This window comes from Polaribacter sp. 2305UL8-11 (assembly GCF_058147165.1).
In genome coordinates, this window is record NZ_JBYVJW010000020.1 from 19,539 (window position 1) to 39,149 (window position 19,611).

Genomic DNA, 19,611 nt, shown 5'->3' on the forward strand with positions numbered 1-19,611 from the left:
TGCAAGTCTTTTTTAAGAAATATATAATTAATAAAAAAAGAACGTACTATTTTTTTTCAGGAATCCACTTGATTTCCTCTACTGATAAGTCTTTAGACAACTTTCGTGCCAACGTAAAAAGATAGTCAGAAAGTCTGTTTAAGTATTTAATGATGTCATTATTTATGGTTTCTTCGTCATTTAATTCGACAGATAAGCGTTCTGCACGCCTACAAACGCATCTTGCTACGTGACAGAATGACACAGCTTCATGTCCACCAGGTAAAATAAAATGTGTCATTTGCGGTAGCTCTGCATCCATTTTATCAATTTCTTTTTCTAGAAATAGGACAGAATTTTCATCAATTTTAGGAATATTTAACCTTTCTTTTCCAGATTTTAAAGTTTCTTTTTCTGGTGGAGTTGCCAACATTGCACCTAAAGTGAATAACTCATTTTGAATTTTTAGTAAAGCATTTTTGTTGGTTTCGCTAATTTCTTGATCTTTTATCAAACCAATGTAAGAGTTTAATTCATCTACTGTACCATAACTTTCTATACGTAAATTGTATTTTTTTACTCTGGTTCCTCCAAATAAGGCAGTAGTTCCAGCATCACCAGTTTTTGTATATATTTTCATGCTTTTAAGTTCAAGATTTTGGGTTTAAAATTCAAAGTTACGAAGTTTGAAATCAGATGTGTTTTTTATTAACAGCATTTAACAGTTGTTAAGTTTTTGCTTCTTTAAAGTTTACTGTTTTAGATTATACAATTACACCTTTTTCACGTTCTTATTTTAAAATGTTCTTTGGCTTGTTCTTTTCTAAAGAAAACAATTCCGAAATGAAAAACGTCAACAGTAACTGTTACTTTTGGATGATTTTTAATTTCTAACCAAGCTTCTTTCATTTCTTTGCTCCAATAAATATCATCAAAAATCCAAACAGAATTATTATGAATGCTAGATAAACACTGTTTGAAATAATTTAGGGTAGCTTTTTTGGTATGATTTCCATCAAAATAAATAAAATCGAATTGATTTTTTTCAATAACCATTGGAAGTGTTTCTTTAAAATTACCAACAATACAGTTGATATTCTTTAGGTTGTTATTTTTAAAAGTTTCTTTTGCAATATTTGCAGTTTCTAAGCAACCCTCTAAAGTTATAATTTTGGCTAACTTATGACCACTCTTAATTGCAGCAGTACCTAACCCTACAGATGTTCCTATTTCTAGGCATTGCAAAGGTTTAAAATAGTGGGTAATTTTAATTAATAATTTTGCTTTTTTATTGGAAATTCCAGCAATTTTAGCAATTTTAGCTACTTTACGATTGTTCGTTTTAAAAACTTTAGAGCCAGAACCAAAATCCGTGACTTTTATAGTTGTTTTGTTGTGCAATAGATGTTGTTTCGTGTTTTGAAATAAATTACATAAATTAGAATTTAATTTTTTATAAAAGCATTTTGTAACTAAATTATACACAAAAGGAGAATGAATTCCATGTTGATTTGAAGATTTTAAAAGAAATTTTAAGTATTCTGTTATTAAATACACCATTTTAAATAAAAAAACGAAAATAAAATAAAATTATAGCAAACCACATTTAAAAAGTATATTTGTGGTTATTGAAGATTAAATTTAAAATGAAAAAACACTTTTTATTACTCCTATTCATTCCATTGTTTTTTTCTTGTGTACCAAGTAAAGACTTGATTTATTTGCAAGGTAAGCCAACTTCATTAAAAGAAATTCAACGTATTAATAACATTCCCTATAAATTACAGGTTGATGATATAATATATATAGATATTAAGTCTACTAACGAAGATCTTGTTTCCGTTTTTTCTAAACAAGAAAATGGGTTAGGAGCTAATAACCAAGCTAATAGCTTACAAGGAGGTTATTTTAGTGATTATAGCATAGACAGTTATGGAAATATAAGAATACCAAGATTAGGAGAAATTAATGTTTTAGGATATACTGTTTTAGAAGTAAGAAAAAAAATTGAGACAGAATTAAGAAAGTATATCAAAGAAGAAGAAGACTTATTTGTTACAGTAAAACTTTCAGGAATTAGATATACTATTATTGGTGAGGTAGGGAGTCCTGGAACAAATATCATATATCAAAATAGAGTATCTGTTTTAGAAGCGATTGCCAATTCTGGTGATATTACAAATGTTGGTAACAGAAAAAAAGTTGAAATAATTAGAAATACAACAGATGGTACTCAAAAATTTACGATAGATTTAACAAATATTGATGCACTTAACTCTGATGTTTTCTATATTAAATCTAATGATTATATAAATGTAATACCACTTAAACAAAAAGCATGGGGTACAGGTACAACAGGTTTACAGACCCTATCTACTTTTGTATCTATTTTTACATTAATTACATCAACAATTATTTTAGCAAGAAACCTATAGTTTTATGGATAACAAAACTAAATTTACAACAAGTTCTGTTTCAAGTTCGGCTCCTAATATAGATTTAAAAGGATATCTCTACAAAATATTAGCATATTGGAAATTGTTTTTAGTTTCATTTACAATTGCTTTTATTATTGCAAAATTTATGAATGGCTACAAACAGAGAATTTATAGTTTAGATACTGTAATTTCTGTTAAAGAGCAAACAAACCCATTATTTTCTACAGGTACTAACTTAACGTTTAATTGGGGTGGTTCTAGTGATGAAATAGAAACCATTAGAGTAATTCTTATTTCTAGGACACATAACGAAAAAGTGGTTAAGAAATTAAAATTATATATTCAGTATCTAAAAGAGGGAAAATATAGGATGGAAGATGTCTACGGATATGCACCTTTTATAGTAGCTTTAAAAAATGATAGCCCACAGTTATTTAATAAAAATATAGAAGTTTTAATTACTGGAGAAAATACTTATAAACTATTAATAGATTTTAATGAAACTGGTAACAATACTTTAATTAATTATAGTACAAACACCACTTCTAATTACGAATCTAAAGAACTAAATTTTTCAAAAGAATTTAAAGTTGGCGATAATATTGCAACCCCATTTTTAAATATAAATTTAAAAAAAGTTGGTAATTTTAAAATAGGAGAAAAATTTTACATAAGATTTGCAGATTTTAACGGCACAGTAGCTGCTAACAAAAATATTAGTGTTAGTACAATTACAAATGCAGCTTCGATGTTAAAATTACAAAAACAAGGAGCAAATATTAAAAAAATAGAAGCTTATTTAAATGCAACTGTTTATGTTTTAGATTCTTTAAAAACACAAGATAAGATTGCTTATGCAGTAGAAACAAAAAAATATATAGATACGCTTTTTAAAGAAGAAGCAGAAAAATTAAAAACTATAGAAAAAGATTTAGGCAACTACAGAGAGTCTAATAATATTTTTGATTTATCTACAGAAGGAAACAATATTTATACAGAAACCGTAGAATTAGAAAGAGAAAAAAACCAGTTACAAGAATACAATAAGTATTTAAAAAATTTAAGGCAATATATTCTTACACATAATAAATACGACAAACCACCTGTACCAGCAATGGTTGCTATTCAAGACCCTAAAATTGGTGAAGGGATAAGTGTTTTAATAACCAAATCTAGTGTTAGAGAAAACTTAAGAAAGTCTGTAAATGACATTCATCCATCTATTAAAAAATTAGACAACGAAATAAAAACAGTAAAAAATAATTTACTAGAAAATATATCTTCTTTGATTTCTTTAAATATAAGTAACATAAGTAGAATATCTTCTAATTTAGCAACCGTAAAATCAAAATTAAAAAAGCTACCAAAAAGAGAGCAAAGTTTAATTAATTTTCAGAGAGATTACGCAATTTCAGAAGCAAACTATAATTATTTAAAACAAAAGAGGTACGAAGCAGGGACTGCAATTGCTGCAAATGTATCTGATGTTAAAGTTATAGATTCTGCAAAAGATTTGGGGCAAGGACCAATTTATCCAAATACGAGTTATAATTATATTTTGGCATTTATTTTTGGATCTATAATACCTCTATTATTCATTATAATTAGAGAGTTTTTAGACAATAAAATTCATACTCCAGAAGAGATACAAAAAAATTATGCAATACCAGTTTTGGGGGTTATTGGAAAAAATACAGGTAAAAATAATTTAGCAGTTTTTGAAAAACCTAAATCATCTGTATCAGAATCTTTTAGAGCCATAAGATCTAATATTCAATTTTTGTTTAAAAATGCACAAGAAAATAAATCTAGAACTTTATTATTAACATCTTCTGTAAGTGGAGAAGGTAAAACAATGATTTCTATTAACATGGCTACTGTTTTTGCTTTAAGTGGTAAAAAAACAGTATTAGTAGGGTTAGATTTGAGAAAACCAAAAATTTATGATGATTTTGATTTGCCAAATGACGTAGGTGTTGTAAATCATTTAATCAATCAAAAAACGTTGGATGAAATTATAACTCCAACCAAAGTTCCTAACTTAGATATTATTCTTTCTGGTCCAATTCCGCCAAATCCTTCTGAATTGTTATTGAATGAAATGGCTGATAATATGATAAAAACGCTACAGCAAAGATACGATTACGTAATTATAGATACACCTCCTGTTGGCTTAGTATCAGACGCCTTAGAATTGTTTAAGTATTCTGATGCTATTGTGTATGTAATTCGTCAAGATTATTCTGAAAAGGGAATGATGAAAATGATTGATGAAAAATATAGAAATAAAGAAGTAACTAACATTAGTTATGTTTTAAATGATTTTTCTATTAAAAACAAATATGGTTATGGCTATGGATATGGCTATGGCTATGGTTACGGATATGGGTATGGTTATGGAAAATACGGAAATGGTTATCATGAAAACGAAGAAAAACAAAGTTTTTTAAGTAGTGTTATAGATTTCTTTAAACCTAAAAAATAAATTAAAAGAGGCTGTCTGAAAAGTTAACAAATTAATTACTTATAATATTGAGCCTTTCGTCTTTACTCAAGACAGGTTTTGTTGAAATATAATTGATAATCAATGAGTTATAAATCTTCTACAAGCTCAGTTTGACATACTTAATTACTTTTTAGACAGCCTCTTTCTCCTTTTAAATAAACAGTTTCTATTAAGTTATTTCCAAAGCTATAAGGAATAAAGCCATAAGAAGGAATTTTTTTTGTGATAAAAAAATTGGCTAGCTTTCCTTTAGTAATACTACCTACTTTGTTTTCTAAATTTATTGCAAAAGCACCATTAATTGTTGCAGCATTTATAGCTTCTTCTGGTGTCATTTTCATTTTTATACAGGCAGTTGCCACAACAAAATTCATATTTCCAGAGGGAGTAGAACCAGGATTGTAATCTGTTGCTAAAGCTAAAGGTAAATCAGCATCTATAATTTTTCTTGCTGGTGTGTATGGTATACTTAAAAAATAAGAACAGGAGGGAAGTGCAACTGGCATTGTTTTAGAGTTTTTTAATATTTCTAAATCAGCATCAGGTAAAACTTCTAAATGATCTACAGACAAAGCATTGTACTTTACAGAAACTTCAACACCACCAATACTATTAAACTGATTAACATGGGTTTTTGCAGTTAATCCAAATTCTTTTCCTGCTGATAAAATTCTGTCTGTATCTTTAATTGAAAAATAACCAACTTCACAAAAAATATCTATAAAATCTGCTAAATTTTCTGATGCAATTTTTGGTAGCATTTCATCAATAATTAAATTAATGTACCCTTCTTTATTATTTTTATATTTTGATGGAATTGCATGTGCCCCTAAAAAAGTAGCTTTAATTGGAATATTATAATTTTGCTTCAATTTTTTTATAACTCGCAGCATTTTTAATTCTGCAGCTACAGTTAATCCATAACCCGATTTTATTTCGATAGCACCAGTACCTAAAGCAATTACTTCTTCTAATCTTTTTGCAGATTGATGGTATAAATCTTCTTCTGATGTTTCTTGTAATTTTTTTGCTGAGTTTAAAATTCCTCCACCATTATTAGCAATTTCTTCGTAAGACAAACCATTAATTCTATCTACAAATTCTTGTTCTCTATTACTTGCAAACACAATATGAGTATGCGAATCTACCCAAGTTGGTAAAATCATTTTACCAGAACAATCTATTTTTTTATCGTAATTAAATTCTAAAAGATTATCCATTTTACCAAAATCAATAATTATGTCATTTTTTACAACTAAAAAAGCATTTTTAATAGTGGGTAAAATACTCATTTCTGCACCAGAAACTTTTTTTATAGTAGTTTCTCTAACTTGAATTAATTCTTTTATGTTGGTAAAAAGTGTTGTCATTTAATTTTGTTTCTCAAAAACAAAAATACAATTAAAAAGAAGATAAATCTTTTGAGATTTGTAAATGGTCTACTGTATGAAAAGGAGTGTTTTTTGGCACTAACTTTTTGGTTTTAAGATAATCTTTAATTTGTTTATTATCTATTGATTAAGCTATTAAATTACTGTTTTTTTACGAACGTTGTTATTTTTTTAAATTATCAGTCTTACTCCTCCAAGTTCTTCAATTTTATAAGGAAAACGATTACCTGGTGAACCAATAAACATAAAATTAACAGGGATTTTCCATTTTTCAGAGAGTTTACGTATCAACTCTGGATTAAACTCTTCATTTAACTCAATGAATTGAATTTTAATTGATGGGTACTCTCTATCTACAACATCTATATCATTTCTAAATTGAGGTGTGATTTCTGTACCATTTTTGGTAGCTGTAACTACTTTTAATTTTTTCGTATGTTCATTATTTTGGATATACAACATTACTTTATTTAATGTTTCTACATCATCATCTTTTGTAAAATAAACAAATTCTTGAGAGTTGATATCATCAATTACAGCAAGCAATTTTTTATCTGTATTTAGTACAAATTGTCTAAAAGGGTCAAAAACATAATGTATCAATTTTAATACTAACTTTAACAAGATGGTTCTGTTTAGCATTATAAGAATAAAAATTATTGCAGGAATAAAATATTCAAGAAATACAGATATATTACTAGGCACACCTTCTTGAGGTTTCATTATTAAATTACCAGTTAAAGCTATGATAACAGCAGCAATAGCTACAAATATGGCTAACCAACTTGCTTTTTCAGAACGAGGCAAACTATTTCTTTTTACTTTTAACAAAATATTTCCTATTCCAAAGAGCGCCATTACAGACAAGAAAGAAATGGTATAAACACCAGCTAAAAGTTTTACATCACCTTTAGTAATTAGTAATACAGAAATAGTTAAGAGTAAGAAAACGATTATGATACGATAAGAACTTCCTTTTTTGTTTTTCTTTAAAAAGTATTGAGGTAAAATACGATCTAGTGCCATTCGTTCCAAAAGCCCAGAAACTCCTACAAAACTTGTCAGTACAGCTCCACTAAGTACTAAAAAAGCATCAATACCTATTAAAATTGCTAACCAATTTCCACCTACGTGTGAAGCCATTTCAATTAATAAAGTATTTTGATAAGCATCACTTTGCAGTAATGGCATAGCAAATAAAGACAGTGCAAATAATGCAGCAAGTGGGTTTATAATACTAACTACCATCCACATATTTTTTAATGTTTTTGGAAATACACCTTTTTGTTGTTCCTCTACAAAATTGGCAGAACTCTCAAAACCAGAAACACCTAGCATAGAAGCAGCAAAACCAAGAAAAATAGCATTGCTTATACTACCACCAGTAGTTGGTAATTGCCAATTTTCTATAAATATTTCTAAACCATTAGAAAGTAGAAAATATATAATAAATGCAGTTAGTATAGCAAAAGATGATAAATGAAAAAGAAAAATTCCAATAGCTACTTTTGCAGATTCTGATACACCACCTATAACTAAAGCACCAAATAAGCCTAACAGAACAATAGTCGCAATAATTATGGGTATAGCAGGAATTAGATGATGCAGATAATGTATAGCTTCGTTTGCAGAAATAACTGCGGTTGCCATATATGACAATAGTGTTAATGTTGCTGCAAAAGAAGCTATAGATTTGCTTGTTGTGTTAAGTAAGGCATTATAAGCACCACCATTTAATGGCAATGCACCAACAACTTCTCCATATATTTTTCTAAATAGAAAAAGCACAGCAGAAACAATAAGTAGCGTAATCCAAGCATATTGTCCAGCAAAAGCTATAGCCAAAGCCGAAACGTAAAGTACTGAAGAGCTTATATCATTACCACATATAGCTGTGGATGCCAAAACGGATAATTTTTTATGTTCTTTCATAAGATAAGAAATTAACGTAAAGTAGTTATTTTTAAGGTTATAATCAAACTAAATTTTAAACATAAAAAAATCCCAAACATTAATTTGGGATTTTAATTTAATACTCAATTTTATCTTGTTTTTCTGTCCATTTGTTAAACGGTTCTAAAGCAATTTCTCGACCAACTTGCTCAAAAGGAATACTTCTTTTTTCATAAGGAAGTGGAATTTCTTTGTAGATAAACTCATCATCAAAGCCAATATTTGCTGCATCTTTTTGATTGCTTCCATAATACACTTTGTCTGGTCTTGCCCAATAGATAGCACCTAAACACATTGGGCAGGGTTCGCAAGAAGTGTACACAATACAACCATCTAACTGGAAAGATTTTAGGTTTTTACAAGCATCTCTAATTGCTGTTACTTCTGCATGTGCAGTAGGATCATTGGTAGAGGTTACTTTATTATTTCCACGCCCAATAATTTTACCGTTTTTAACAACAATACATCCAAAAGGTCCACCTTCATTATTTTGCATTCCTTTTAAAGCAGTCTTTACTGCTTCACTCATAAATTGTTCGTGTTTACTCATATTCCGTATTTAAGATTTAATATTAAGGATTCTGTGTTGTTTAACAACTGAATACTTAATATTTCTCTCAATTTTTTGTCATTTTATTTTATTGAAGAGTCGCAAAGTTGTTTTCTGAAAACTGCTACTGCCAACTTATTTAAGGCCACCAGTCATTTCCTCTGGTTTTACCCATGCATCATATTCTTCTGGAGTTACATAACCTAAACGTACAGCTTCATGCTTTAAAGTTGTTCCGTTTTTGTGTGCAGTATTAGCAATTTCTGCAGCTTTGTAATAACCAATTTTAGTATTTAATGCAGTTACCAGCATTAACGAATTACTTACCAATTCTGCAATTCTTGTATGATTAGGTTCAATTCCTGCTGCACAATTTTCTTCAAAAGAAATACAAGCATCACCAATTAATTGAGCAGATTGTAATACGTTTGCAGCCATCATTGGTTTAAAAACATTTAACTCATAATGTCCTTGAGTACCTCCTACAGTTACAGCAACATCATTACCCATTACTTGAGCACAAACCATAGTCATAGCCTCTGCTTGGGTTGGATTTACTTTTCCTGGCATAATAGAAGAACCTGGTTCGTTTGCAGGGATAATAATTTCCCCAATTCCAGACCTTGGTCCAGAAGCCATTAAACGAATATCATTGGCAATTTTATTTAATGAAACCGCAATTTGCTTTAAAGCACCATGAGTTTCTACTAAGGCATCGTGTGCAGCCAAAGCTTCGAATTTATTTTCTGCAGTAACAAAAGGTAATTCTGTAAATTCTGCAATATATTTTGCAACTAAAACATCATATCCTTTTGGTGTGTTTAATCCTGTACCAACAGCAGTTCCTCCTAAAGCTAACTGGCTTAAATGTGCCAATGTATTTTCTAATGCTTTTAAGCCAAAGTCTAATTGAGCTACGTAACCAGAAAATTCTTGACCTAATGTAAGTGGAGTAGCATCCATTAAATGCGTTCTTCCAATTTTAACAACATCTTTAAAAGCAACAGCTTTATCATTTAAGGTGTTTCTTAATTTGATAATCCCTGGCATTGTTGTTTCTACAATTTTCTTGTAAATAGCAATATGCATTCCTGTTGGAAATGTATCATTAGAAGATTGCGATTTGTTTACATCATCATTTGGCTGAATAGTTTTTTCTCCTTCACCAATTACTTTTCCAGCAATTTCATGAGCTCTGTTAGCAATCACTTCGTTTACATTCATGTTAGATTGCGTACCAGAACCAGTTTGCCAAATTACTAATGGAAATTGGCTATCATGTTTCCCTTCTAAAATTTCTTCGCAAACTTGTGTAATTAAATCTCTTTTTTCTTCTGATAAAACTCCCAAATCTGCATTTGTGTAAGCAGCAGCTTTCTTTAAATAGGCAAAACCATAAACTATTTCTAAAGGCATAGAAGCAGGAGTTCCTATTTTAAAATTGTTTCGAGAACGTTCTGTTTGTGCTCCCCAATATTTATCTGCAGGAACATTTACTTGTCCCATTGTATCTTTTTCTATTCTATATTTTGTCATTATGATGTAAATTTTAGCTGAAACAAAATTACAAAAAAGTATTAGCATCAATCCTTGATAAATGTCATTTATTAATGAAAAAAATATTTTTTTGATGTGGCATTTTTGAAAATAAGTATTATTTTTGCAATAATTAATATTTTAAAGCAAACAAATGTTAGATTTTTCAGAGTTTTCAGGATTGGTTTTATTCATGTTTATTTTTACAGCTGGTTTTTGGTTGTTAATATTCTTGTTAACATTTGTAGTACCTTATTGGATTGGTGGTACAATTTGGGAAAACATGAAATTAAAGAAAGAAGCTAGAAAAGCTGCTGAAGGAAAGTAGTTTAGGCATTTACAATATATTAAAAACTCGTCTTTGGTTTGCCAAAAACGAGTTTTTTTATGCGGTTGAATGAGCGTATTAAAGCACTTAAATAAGTAGATTTTAGAATTCTCCTCCACCATCATCATCTCTGGGTTCAGAATTTCTTTTTCTTTGATTTTTATTTTGATTAAACCTATATGTAAAGTTTAAAGATACCTGACGTACACGCCACTGGAAAGTTTGATCTGTAATATTGGTTGGATTTTCTCTACTTGGCGCAAAACTATTTACTTGATATTTTCTTGAATTAAAAAGATCGTTCACATTTAAAACAAATGTGCCTTTATCTTTTAAAATATCTTTACTAAACGCTAAATTTACAGATAAAATACCATCTATATCACTTTGAGCATCGTTTCTTGCTCCTCTGTAGAAAATTCTTGTTTGTGTTTGTATATCTCCAGGAAGCGTAATTCTAGCATCGAAACGAGAAAACCAAGAGTTGTTTTTTGCATCAAAGTTCTGAACAATTGTAGAGGTATTATTTGTATTTGGATCTACTACATCATAGGTGTATTTTCCTTTTGTTTGGAACTGAAAAAAGTTAAAACTACCAGAAAAACGTATTTTTTTATTCAAATTATAGTTGGCAGTAAACTCAAAACCAGACCTGTCTTCAGATGCTAAGTTTATAGGTTGTCTTATTAAAATATTGGTTGGTTTCCCATCTATGACTCTAATTTCTTGTCTATTTACTCTTGTAATATTATTTGTAGATTGTTGGTAATAAATTGATGAGTTTAAAGTGAGTTTTCCCCATCTATTTAGATATCCTAAATCGAAAGAATTAGTATATGTTGGATCCAGATCAGGGTTTCCTAAAAAAATAACTGTTTGACTAGCTCTGTTTTCGAAAGGATTTAATGATCGAGAACGTGGTCTTCTTAACCTTCTACTGTATCCTAATGTAAAACTTTGCGCGTCTGTTAATTCATAACCAAAATTTACTGTTGGGAAAAAGTCAGTATAATTCTTTTTAAATTTTTCATTAGTATTCTCTAATTTAATATCGATATTAGTGATTTCTGCTCTTAAACCAAATAGATAAGAAAATTTGTTAATTTTACTTCCAAATTGTGAGTAAAATGCATTTACATTTTGAGTAAAATCTAGATTATTAGAAGGGTTAAACCTTGCATCTAAATTGGGTGCTACTACTAGGTAATCTGAAGTTAAATCTTGAAAACTTCCTCTATAACCTGCTTCAAATTGAGCATTTTTTCCGATTGGTAAAACATAATCTGCTTGTAGTAAATTGTCTATAGAAAGCTCATCAGTAGAATTTGTTTCTGGATTTATATCAGTAATAATTGCAGATTCATTTTCTTTATTAGCACTGTGCTGAAAATCAAGTGTTAGTTTTTGTCCCTTTTTATCTATATTATTTGTGTAATTTAAAGAAAATTGAAGTGTTTGATCTATTTCTCCTTCATCTTGAATTCTAGTAGAATTGAATAAATTCTTACCAGAAGCATCAAAAGAACTAATATTATTTACTGATAAATTTTGCCCATCAGAATCTCTTACAAAAATAGTTCCTGTAATAGAGCTTTTTTTATTTAAAAAATATTCTAAACCAATATTGGCATTAAAACCTTTTCTGTTTCTTTGGTTGTCTCTATTTTCAATTCTTGTACTGTCAACAATTCCGTTAGATAAATAGGTAATATCAGAATTGTAAATTCCTGGGCCACCTCTGTCATTATATCCAAAGTTTGTAAAAAGATTTATTTTTTCTGAGCGTACATTTAAATTTACTCCTACTTGATAATTTTTTGGTTCTGCAATTGTAAAATTTGCAGAGCCATTAAAACCTGTTGCTTTTCCTTTTCTTAAAATTATATTTAGAATTCCTGCTGTACCCTCTGCATCATACCTTGCAGATGGAGAAGTTATCACTTCTACACGTTCTATTGCATCTGATGGTAATTGCCTTAAAGCGTCTGTACCACTTAAACCCACTAATGCAGAGGGTTTGCCATCTATTAAAATTCGTACATTGGCACTTCCTCTTAAACTTACAGTACCTTCTGCATCTACATCTACAGATGGTACATTATCTAAAACATCAGATGCTGTTCCTCCTTTTACAGTCATATCTTTACCAACATTGTAAACTTTTTTGTCTAAACGTATGTCTACTGTAGATTTTTCTGCAATTACAACAACTTCATTTAAACTTGCTGCATCTTCTTTTAATTTTATAACACCTAAATTTTTGTTTGATGAAATATTTTGAACTGGAAGTTTTTGGCTTTTAAAAGAAATAAATTCAATACTTATTTCATAAATTCCTTTAGGAGTTTTAATATTAAAGTTTCCTTGTGAATCTGTAATTCCGCCAGAAATTTTTGCTGTTTTCGTGTTTTTTAAAACGATAGTTGCATACTCTAAAGGTTGACTTGTTGTAGCATCAATAACTTTTCCAGAAATTGAAACATCTTTGGATGTTGATGGTTTTTGAGAAAATAAAAATGTTACTGAAAATAAGCAACAGAGTAAAATGGTAAATTTTTTAGTCAAAACTAGTTGGTTTTTAGTTTAAGACTGCAAAGTTTATTTATAGTTTAGTTACTTTCAGTTAAATAAAAGTTAAAGAATACAAACTAAAATTATTCTAAATAATAGTTAGGATATTTTCTGGAGGTCTACCAATTACTGCTTTATTTCCATTAATAACAATTGGACGTTCAATTAATTTAGGGTTTTCAAGTATTGCATTAACAATCTCATCATCAGATAACTCTTTTCCTTTGTAATTTTCTTTCCAAATCTTTTCATTTTTTCTGACTAGTTGAATAGGAGAAATATGAAGTAGTTTAATAATCTCTTTCAATTCTTTTTCAGAAGGTATAGTTTCTAAATATTTTATAATTTCGAATTCTTTACCAGAATTTTCTAAAATTTCTAATCCGCAACGTGATTTGCTGCATCTATTATTATGGTATATTTTTATCATTTTTTTTTAAGTTTCAAAGTTTCAAAGTTTCAAAGTTTCAGAGTTGAGATTTCTCAATCGACAAAAAAGCCTCATTTCGAAATAACAGTTGCTAGACTTTTTTAGTTTTGAATACTGAATACTAACTAACTCTCTTTCTGCCCATTCAACATTAAATAAGATTTTAAAAACGGATTAATATCTCCATTCATTACATTATCTACATTACCAGTTTCGTATCCTGTTCTTACATCTTTTACCAATTTATAGGGATGCATTACGTAGTTTCTAATCTGACTTCCCCATTCATTTTTTAACTTGTTGGCTTCAATATCATCTCTAGCAGCTTGTTGTTTTTGCAACTCAATTTCATATAATTGAGATTTTAGCATTTTTATTGCTGTGGCTCTATTATCGTGTTGAGAACGAGAATTAGAACAAGAAATTTGAATTCCAGTTGGTTTGTGTGTCAACTGGACTTTCGTTTCTACTTTATTTACATTTTGTCCTCCAGCACCACTAGATCTTGCAGTAACAATTTCTATATCTGCAGGGTTTACATCAATTTCAATAGAATCATCAGCAACAGGAAAAACATATACAGAACCAAATGTTGTATGTCTTTTTGCATTGGAATCGAAAGGAGAAATTCTAACTAATCTATGCACTCCATTTTCTCCTTTTAGCCAACCAAAAGCATAATCGCCATCAATTTCTATGGTTATTGTTTTAATTCCAACCACATCTCCTGCTTGATAGTTGAGTGTTTTTAATTTAAAACCTTGTTTTTCTGCCCACATTGTATACATTCTAGAGAGCATTTCTACCCAATCACAACTTTCTGTTCCTCCAGCACCAGCTGTAATTTGTATGGTTGCAGATAAAGAATCACCTTCATCAGACAGCATATTTCTAAATTCTAAATCTTCTAAAAAAGTACTTGTTTTTTCAAATTGCTCAATTACTTCTGCTTCCTCAACTTCATCTTCTTTGTAGAAATCGTACAATACATTTAGGTCTTCATTTAAAGTGATGGTTTTGTTGTAATCTTCTACCCATTTTTTTTTGAAACGCAACTCTTTCATCACTATTTCTGCCTTTTTGGGGTCATTCCAAAAATCAGGATTTGCCGTTTTTTCTTCTTCATTGGCAATTTCGATGAGTTTTTTATCAATCTCTAAATAAGATTTTAGTTTCTCAATTCTTGTAGATATATCTTTAAGTTGGTCTTGTGTAATCATAATTTATGATAATAATTTGCGCAAAACAAACCTTTATAAAAGGATAACTGTCATTTTGAGCGAAATGAAATGTAGTCGAAAAATCTCTTTTATGGTTTAGATTTCTCCACAAGGTTTAAAATGACATTGTTTATAAAATTTTTCTATTCGCACAAAAATAAATGAAATTTTAAGATTTCTCGTTTTAAAAGCTGATAGTTATTTTATAGTTTTATAGAAAATATACAAACCATGAAAAAATTACTACTTGTTTTACTGTTATTATCGATTTCATTAAACGGATTTTCACAATTTTTTGTCGAGAAATCTGGTAAGAATCTACAAAAAGGAATCACAAAATATGAAGGTTATTTTACTTTTTATTATAATACAACAAAAGATAAAATTTTTCTGCAAATTGATAAATTAGACACCGATTTTCTTTATGTTCGTTCGTTATCTGAAGGAATTGGCTCTAATGATATAGGTTTAGACAGAGGCCAATTAGGAGGTGGAGTAGTAGTGCACTTTAAAAAAGTAGGTAATAAAATTTTAATGATTCAACCCAATCAGGATTTTAGAGCAATTACAGAAAATCAAGAGGAAAAACAATCCGTAAAAGAAGCATTTGCAAAATCTGTTTTACATGGATTTGTTGTTAAAGAAGAGAAAAATGGAAGTTTTTTGGTAGATGCAACTTCATTTTTTATGAGAGATGCACATGGTGTTTCTAGAACTTTAGCAAGAAATAACCAAGGAAATTACGGTTTAGACAAAAGTAGAAGTGCTTTTAATTTAGAGCGTACAAAAGCATTTCCAAAAAATGTGGAGTTTGATGTAATGCTAACTTTTAAAGGAACTCCAAAAGGATATAACATTAGAAGTGTAACTCCAGATGCAAGTGCAATTACTGTGCATCAGCACCATTCTTTTGTAGAGTTGCCTGATAATAACTACAAACCAAGAAAATATGATCCAAGATCTGGTTCTTGGCAAATGAGTTATATGGATTATTCTACACCAGTAAACCAATCGATTACAAAACGTTTTATTTACAGACACAGATTAGAAAAAAAGAATCCAAACGCAGCTATTTCTGAAGCTGTAGAACCAATTATTTATTATTTAGATAGAGGAACTCCAGAACCAGTTAGAAGTGCTTTGTTAGATGGTGGTCGTTGGTGGAATCAAGCTTTTGAAGCTGCTGGCTATAAAAATGCTTTTCAGTTTAAAATTTTACCTGAAGGTGCAGACATGTTAGATGTACGTTACAATGTTGTACAATGGGTGCACAGATCAACCAGAGGTTGGAGTTATGGAGCCAATATTTCTGATCCAAGAACTGGAGAAATTATTAAAGGACACGTAAGTTTAGGAAGTTTACGAATTCGTCAAGATTATTTAATTGCACAAGCTTTACAAGCACCATTTAAAAATAATACAGTTGATGACGATTTTGCTATGCAAATGGCAATTGCAAGAATTAGACAACTATCTGCACACGAAATTGGTCATACACTTGGTTTTTCTCACAATTTTGCAGCAAGTACAAATGGTAGAACTTCTGTAATGGATTATCCACACCCAAAATTCACATTAAAAGATGGTAAAATTGATTTTTCTGATGCGTATGATACTAAAATTGGATCTTGGGATAAAGTGACAGTTGCCTATTCTTATCAAGATTTTCCAAAAAGGACAAATGAAGACAAAGCCTTAAATAAAATTTTAGAGGATGCTTTTGCAAGCGGACTAAAATATTTGTCAGATTCTGATGCAAGACCACAAGGAAGTGCAAGTGCAACAGCACATTTATGGGATAATGGAGGTAATATTTATGATGAATTGTACAATCTTTTAAAAATTAGAAAAATGGCAATTGCTAATTTTTCTACAGATAATATTAAGACTGGAGAGCCTTACTCTGTATTAGAAGACGTATTTGTTCCACTATATTTTTTGCATAGATTTCAAACAGAGGCTGCTACAAAATTAATTGGAGGATTAGAGTATAATTATGCTGTAAAAGGAGGGAATCAAACAGTAGTAAAAAGAGTTTCTGGTACTACAGAAAGAATTGCATTACAAGCAGTTTTAAAAACAATTGCTGTAGATGAAATTGCAATTCCGAAAGAAAAATTAGATTTATTCCCACCAAGAGCCATTGGTTATTGGAGAACTCGCGAATCTTTTAATAGCAAAGTGGGTGTAGCTTTTGATGCTTTTTCTGCTGTAGAAACTGCTTCAGAAATGACGTTGAATTTATTGTTAAATCCGCAAAGAATGTCAAGATTAATTGCGCATAAAAGTTTAAGTAAAAGGCAGTTAGGCTTGGAAGAGTTGATAGATGAATTAATTACGAAAACCATCAAGAAAACACATAAAGATAGGTACTATCAAGAATTACAAAATGTAATTAATAATAAGGTTTTAGACCAATTATTTTATTTAGCAGCGTATAAAAATCAGTACAAACAAGTAAATGCAATTACGATGTTTAAATTGGATGAAATAAAATCGATTTTAAAAGAAAAAAAATTAGAAGGAGTTCAGAAAATTTACAATGCAGCTATGATTAAAAAGATTGATGGGTTTTTAAAGAACCCAACATCATTTAAGAAAATGAACGCACCAAAAATACCTGATGGTTCTCCAATTGGAAGTGATAAATATTAATGAATAGAAAAATAATAATCACAGGAACAACTTGTACAGGAAAAACAACTTTAGGAAGAAAATTATCTCAAGAGTTTAGTATATCTCAAATAGATTTAGATGATATTCATTTTCTACCAAATTGGGTAGAAAAAGATAATGATGTATTTGTAAAAGATGTAATAACTGCAACTAAAAAACACAAAGAATGGATTGTTACTGGTAGTTATCAATCGCTTTTAAAAGATACCATTTGGCAAGAAGCTTCTTTAATTGTTTGGTTAGATTATCCTTTGCAATTAATTTTAAGAAGGTATTTTATAAGAACTTATAAACGCGTTTTTTTGAAAGAAAAATGTTGTGGAGAAAATTATGAAACGATAGGCAAAACTTTCTCAAAAGAAAGCTTGTTTTTATGGATTTTTAAAACCTATTGGCATCGTAAAAGAAGATTGAAAGATTGGAAAAAAATTTATTTTCTCATAAAGAATGGTTTGTTTTAGAACATCCAAAACAAGAAATAAAATTAAGAAATTTTTTATATGATAATTGATTTAATCTCAGATACTGTAACCAGACCAACAAAAGAAATGTTGGATGCAATGCTAAATGCAAAAGTGGGTGATGATGTTTTTAAAATGGATCCAACAGTAAATGAATTGCAGGAAAAAGCTGCCAAATTATTTGGTATGGAAGATGCGTTATTTTTTCCTTCAGGAACAATGGCAAATCAAACTGCGATTAAATTACACACACAACCAGGAGATAAATTAATTTGCGACAAATATGCGCACGTTTATAATTATGAAGGTGGAGGAGCAGCATTTAATGCAGGTGTTACTTGTAAATTAATTGATGGTAACAGGGGTATGTTTACAGCAGAACAGTTGCAAGAAGCAGTTGCAGGACGTTCTGATATTCACGTTCCGTTTTCACGATTAGTTTGTATAGAAAATACCACCAATAAAGGAGGAGGAGCTTGTTGGGATTTTGCTGAATTAGAAAAATTGCAAAAAATATCTAAAGAAAATAACTTGGCTTTTCATTTAGATGGAGCACGTTTATTTAATGCTTTGGTTGCAAAAAATGAAACGCCAAAACAATATGGTGCTTTGTTTGACACCATTTCTATTTGTTTATCAAAAGGTTTAGGAGCACCAATTGGTTCTATTTTATTGGGTTCTAAAGAGCATATTGCAAAAGCACTAAGAATTAGAAAATTGTTTGGTGGTGCTATGAGACAAGTTGGTTTTTTAGCAGCTGCAGGTATGTATGCCTTAGATAATCATGTAGAAAGATTAGCAGAAGATCATCAAAAAGCAAAAGAAATAGGAGCAGTTTTAGAACCGGTTTCTTATGTTACAAAAGTAGAACCTATAGAAACAAATATCATTATTTTTTATGTTGATAAAAGTATTGGAGATACAAATTTTATCAATAAAATGGCAGCTAAAAATATTTTGTTAACACCAATGGGTGAAGGAAAAATAAGAATTGTTACGCATTTAGATTACACAGATAATATGCACGAGGTTTTGTTAAAAGAGCTTAAAAATTATCAGAAATAAAAACGCACAACTGGCGAAAATGGAGAAGCAAAAACACTTTTATTTTTATCATATAAAACGTCATATCTCAATCCAACTGCAAACCTACCTTGGTTGTAAGCAATTCCTAAATGCAAAGCTGGGAAATTTGTTTTTACAGAAGTATTGTTACTAAAATCTGTTTGTTTTGCAAAATAGTAATCTAAATCTCCAGAAAACTGAATACCAAAATCGGTTTGATATAAAGATATAATGCTTGCACCATAAACGTTTGTTGTAAAATCATTAATTTCTGAATACAAATAATTAAAACCTGTACCTAAAGAAAAGCCATTATTAAAGTTATAAATTGCACTTGGAGAAATACCTACAGTTGTTTGATTGTTGCTAAATCCTAAGGTAAAACCACCTCCATATTGTACATTGTCCCAAAAACCTGATTTTTGTTAAGAAAGGCTTAATGGCAAAAAATGGTTGGTAAAAACCTCTGAATCCCTTTGTAATACTGATTAAATTAAAAGTTTATTG

Annotated in this window: 16 protein-coding genes; 6 read left to right on the forward strand and 10 right to left on the reverse strand. The window is 29.6% G+C overall.

Annotation, left to right across the window (positions count from 1 at the left end; translation table 11 throughout):
* Window positions 1-46: 46 nt before the first annotated feature.
* Together ACY2RW_RS15605 and ACY2RW_RS15610 are read right to left on the reverse strand one after the other, a co-directional pair.
* Window positions 47-619: a cob(I)yrinic acid a,c-diamide adenosyltransferase gene (locus tag ACY2RW_RS15605; RefSeq protein WP_490123663.1), complete on the reverse strand. Its 573-nt coding sequence runs from the start codon at window positions 617-619 to the stop codon at window positions 47-49.
* A gap of 143 nt (window positions 620-762) precedes the next feature.
* Window positions 763-1,539 carry an O-methyltransferase gene (locus ACY2RW_RS15610; protein ID WP_490123664.1) on the reverse strand — a complete coding sequence of 259 codons (777 nt, stop codon included), beginning with the start codon at window positions 1,537-1,539 and terminating at the stop codon, window positions 763-765.
* 86 nt (window positions 1,540-1,625) lie between these two features.
* Between ACY2RW_RS15610 and ACY2RW_RS15615 the strand changes: the two genes are divergently transcribed.
* Window positions 1,626-2,414 (forward strand): polysaccharide biosynthesis/export family protein, encoded by a 789-nt coding sequence (locus tag ACY2RW_RS15615; RefSeq protein WP_490123665.1) that lies wholly within the window; start codon window positions 1,626-1,628, stop codon window positions 2,412-2,414.
* 4 nt (window positions 2,415-2,418) lie between these two features.
* Complete coding sequence (locus tag ACY2RW_RS15620) at window positions 2,419-4,902, forward strand: GumC family protein (protein ID WP_490123666.1); 2,484 nt, start codon at window positions 2,419-2,421, stop codon at window positions 4,900-4,902.
* Window positions 4,903-5,042: 140 nt separating this feature from the next.
* On the opposite strand, the gene hutI is transcribed toward ACY2RW_RS15620, so the two are convergent.
* From hutI to fumC, 4 genes are all read right to left on the reverse strand, one after another.
* Window positions 5,043-6,293 (reverse strand): imidazolonepropionase, encoded by a 1,251-nt coding sequence (hutI, locus tag ACY2RW_RS15625; protein WP_490123667.1) that lies wholly within the window; start codon window positions 6,291-6,293, stop codon window positions 5,043-5,045.
* 192 nt (window positions 6,294-6,485) lie between these two features.
* Window positions 6,486-8,246 carry an APC family permease gene (locus ACY2RW_RS15630; protein WP_490123668.1) on the reverse strand — a complete coding sequence of 587 codons (1,761 nt, stop codon included), beginning with the start codon at window positions 8,244-8,246 and terminating at the stop codon, window positions 6,486-6,488.
* A 97-nt stretch (window positions 8,247-8,343) separates the two neighbouring features.
* A complete protein-coding gene (locus ACY2RW_RS15635) occupies window positions 8,344-8,817 on the reverse strand; it encodes a nucleoside deaminase (protein WP_490123669.1) in 474 nt (157 codons plus the stop codon).
* A 135-nt stretch (window positions 8,818-8,952) separates the two neighbouring features.
* Window positions 8,953-10,353 carry a class II fumarate hydratase gene (fumC, locus tag ACY2RW_RS15640; RefSeq protein ID WP_490123670.1) on the reverse strand — a complete coding sequence of 467 codons (1,401 nt, stop codon included), beginning with the start codon at window positions 10,351-10,353 and terminating at the stop codon, window positions 8,953-8,955.
* Window positions 10,354-10,507: 154 nt separating this feature from the next.
* Between fumC and ACY2RW_RS15645 the strand changes: the two genes are divergently transcribed.
* Window positions 10,508-10,681 (forward strand): hypothetical protein, encoded by a 174-nt coding sequence (locus ACY2RW_RS15645; RefSeq protein WP_036821348.1) that lies wholly within the window; start codon window positions 10,508-10,510, stop codon window positions 10,679-10,681.
* A 102-nt stretch (window positions 10,682-10,783) separates the two neighbouring features.
* On the opposite strand, the gene ACY2RW_RS15650 is transcribed toward ACY2RW_RS15645, so the two are convergent.
* From ACY2RW_RS15650 to prfB, 3 genes are all read right to left on the reverse strand, one after another.
* Window positions 10,784-13,246 (reverse strand): TonB-dependent receptor, encoded by a 2,463-nt coding sequence (locus tag ACY2RW_RS15650; protein WP_490123671.1) that lies wholly within the window; start codon window positions 13,244-13,246, stop codon window positions 10,784-10,786.
* A gap of 94 nt (window positions 13,247-13,340) precedes the next feature.
* On the reverse strand, window positions 13,341-13,682 hold the full coding sequence (gene arsC, locus ACY2RW_RS15655) for an arsenate reductase (glutaredoxin) (RefSeq protein ID WP_490123672.1): 342 nt from the start codon (window positions 13,680-13,682) through the stop codon (window positions 13,341-13,343).
* A gap of 125 nt (window positions 13,683-13,807) precedes the next feature.
* Entirely contained in the window at window positions 13,808-14,902 is a 1,095-nt protein-coding gene (prfB, locus tag ACY2RW_RS15660; protein WP_490123673.1) for a peptide chain release factor 2, read from the reverse strand.
* Window positions 14,903-15,133: 231 nt separating this feature from the next.
* Here prfB and ACY2RW_RS15665 point away from each other — a divergent pair, with 231 nt between their 5' ends.
* The 3 genes from ACY2RW_RS15665 to ACY2RW_RS15675 are packed head-to-tail and all read left to right on the forward strand — an operon-like array spanning window position 15,134 to window position 19,104.
* Window positions 15,134-17,557: a zinc-dependent metalloprotease gene (locus tag ACY2RW_RS15665; RefSeq protein WP_490123674.1), complete on the forward strand. Its 2,424-nt coding sequence runs from the start codon at window positions 15,134-15,136 to the stop codon at window positions 17,555-17,557.
* Window positions 17,557-18,039 (forward strand): AAA family ATPase, encoded by a 483-nt coding sequence (locus ACY2RW_RS15670; RefSeq protein WP_490123675.1) that lies wholly within the window; start codon window positions 17,557-17,559, stop codon window positions 18,037-18,039. The genes ACY2RW_RS15665 and ACY2RW_RS15670 overlap by 1 nt, the downstream gene beginning before the upstream one ends.
* Before the next feature lie 39 nt (window positions 18,040-18,078).
* On the forward strand, window positions 18,079-19,104 hold the full coding sequence (locus ACY2RW_RS15675) for a threonine aldolase family protein (RefSeq protein WP_490123676.1): 1,026 nt from the start codon (window positions 18,079-18,081) through the stop codon (window positions 19,102-19,104).
* Here the strand turns inward: ACY2RW_RS15675 and ACY2RW_RS15680 are convergent.
* Window positions 19,095-19,385: a hypothetical protein gene (locus ACY2RW_RS15680; protein WP_490123677.1), complete on the reverse strand. Its 291-nt coding sequence runs from the start codon at window positions 19,383-19,385 to the stop codon at window positions 19,095-19,097. The genes ACY2RW_RS15675 and ACY2RW_RS15680 overlap by 10 nt on opposite strands.
* Window positions 19,386-19,611 lie beyond the last annotated feature (226 nt).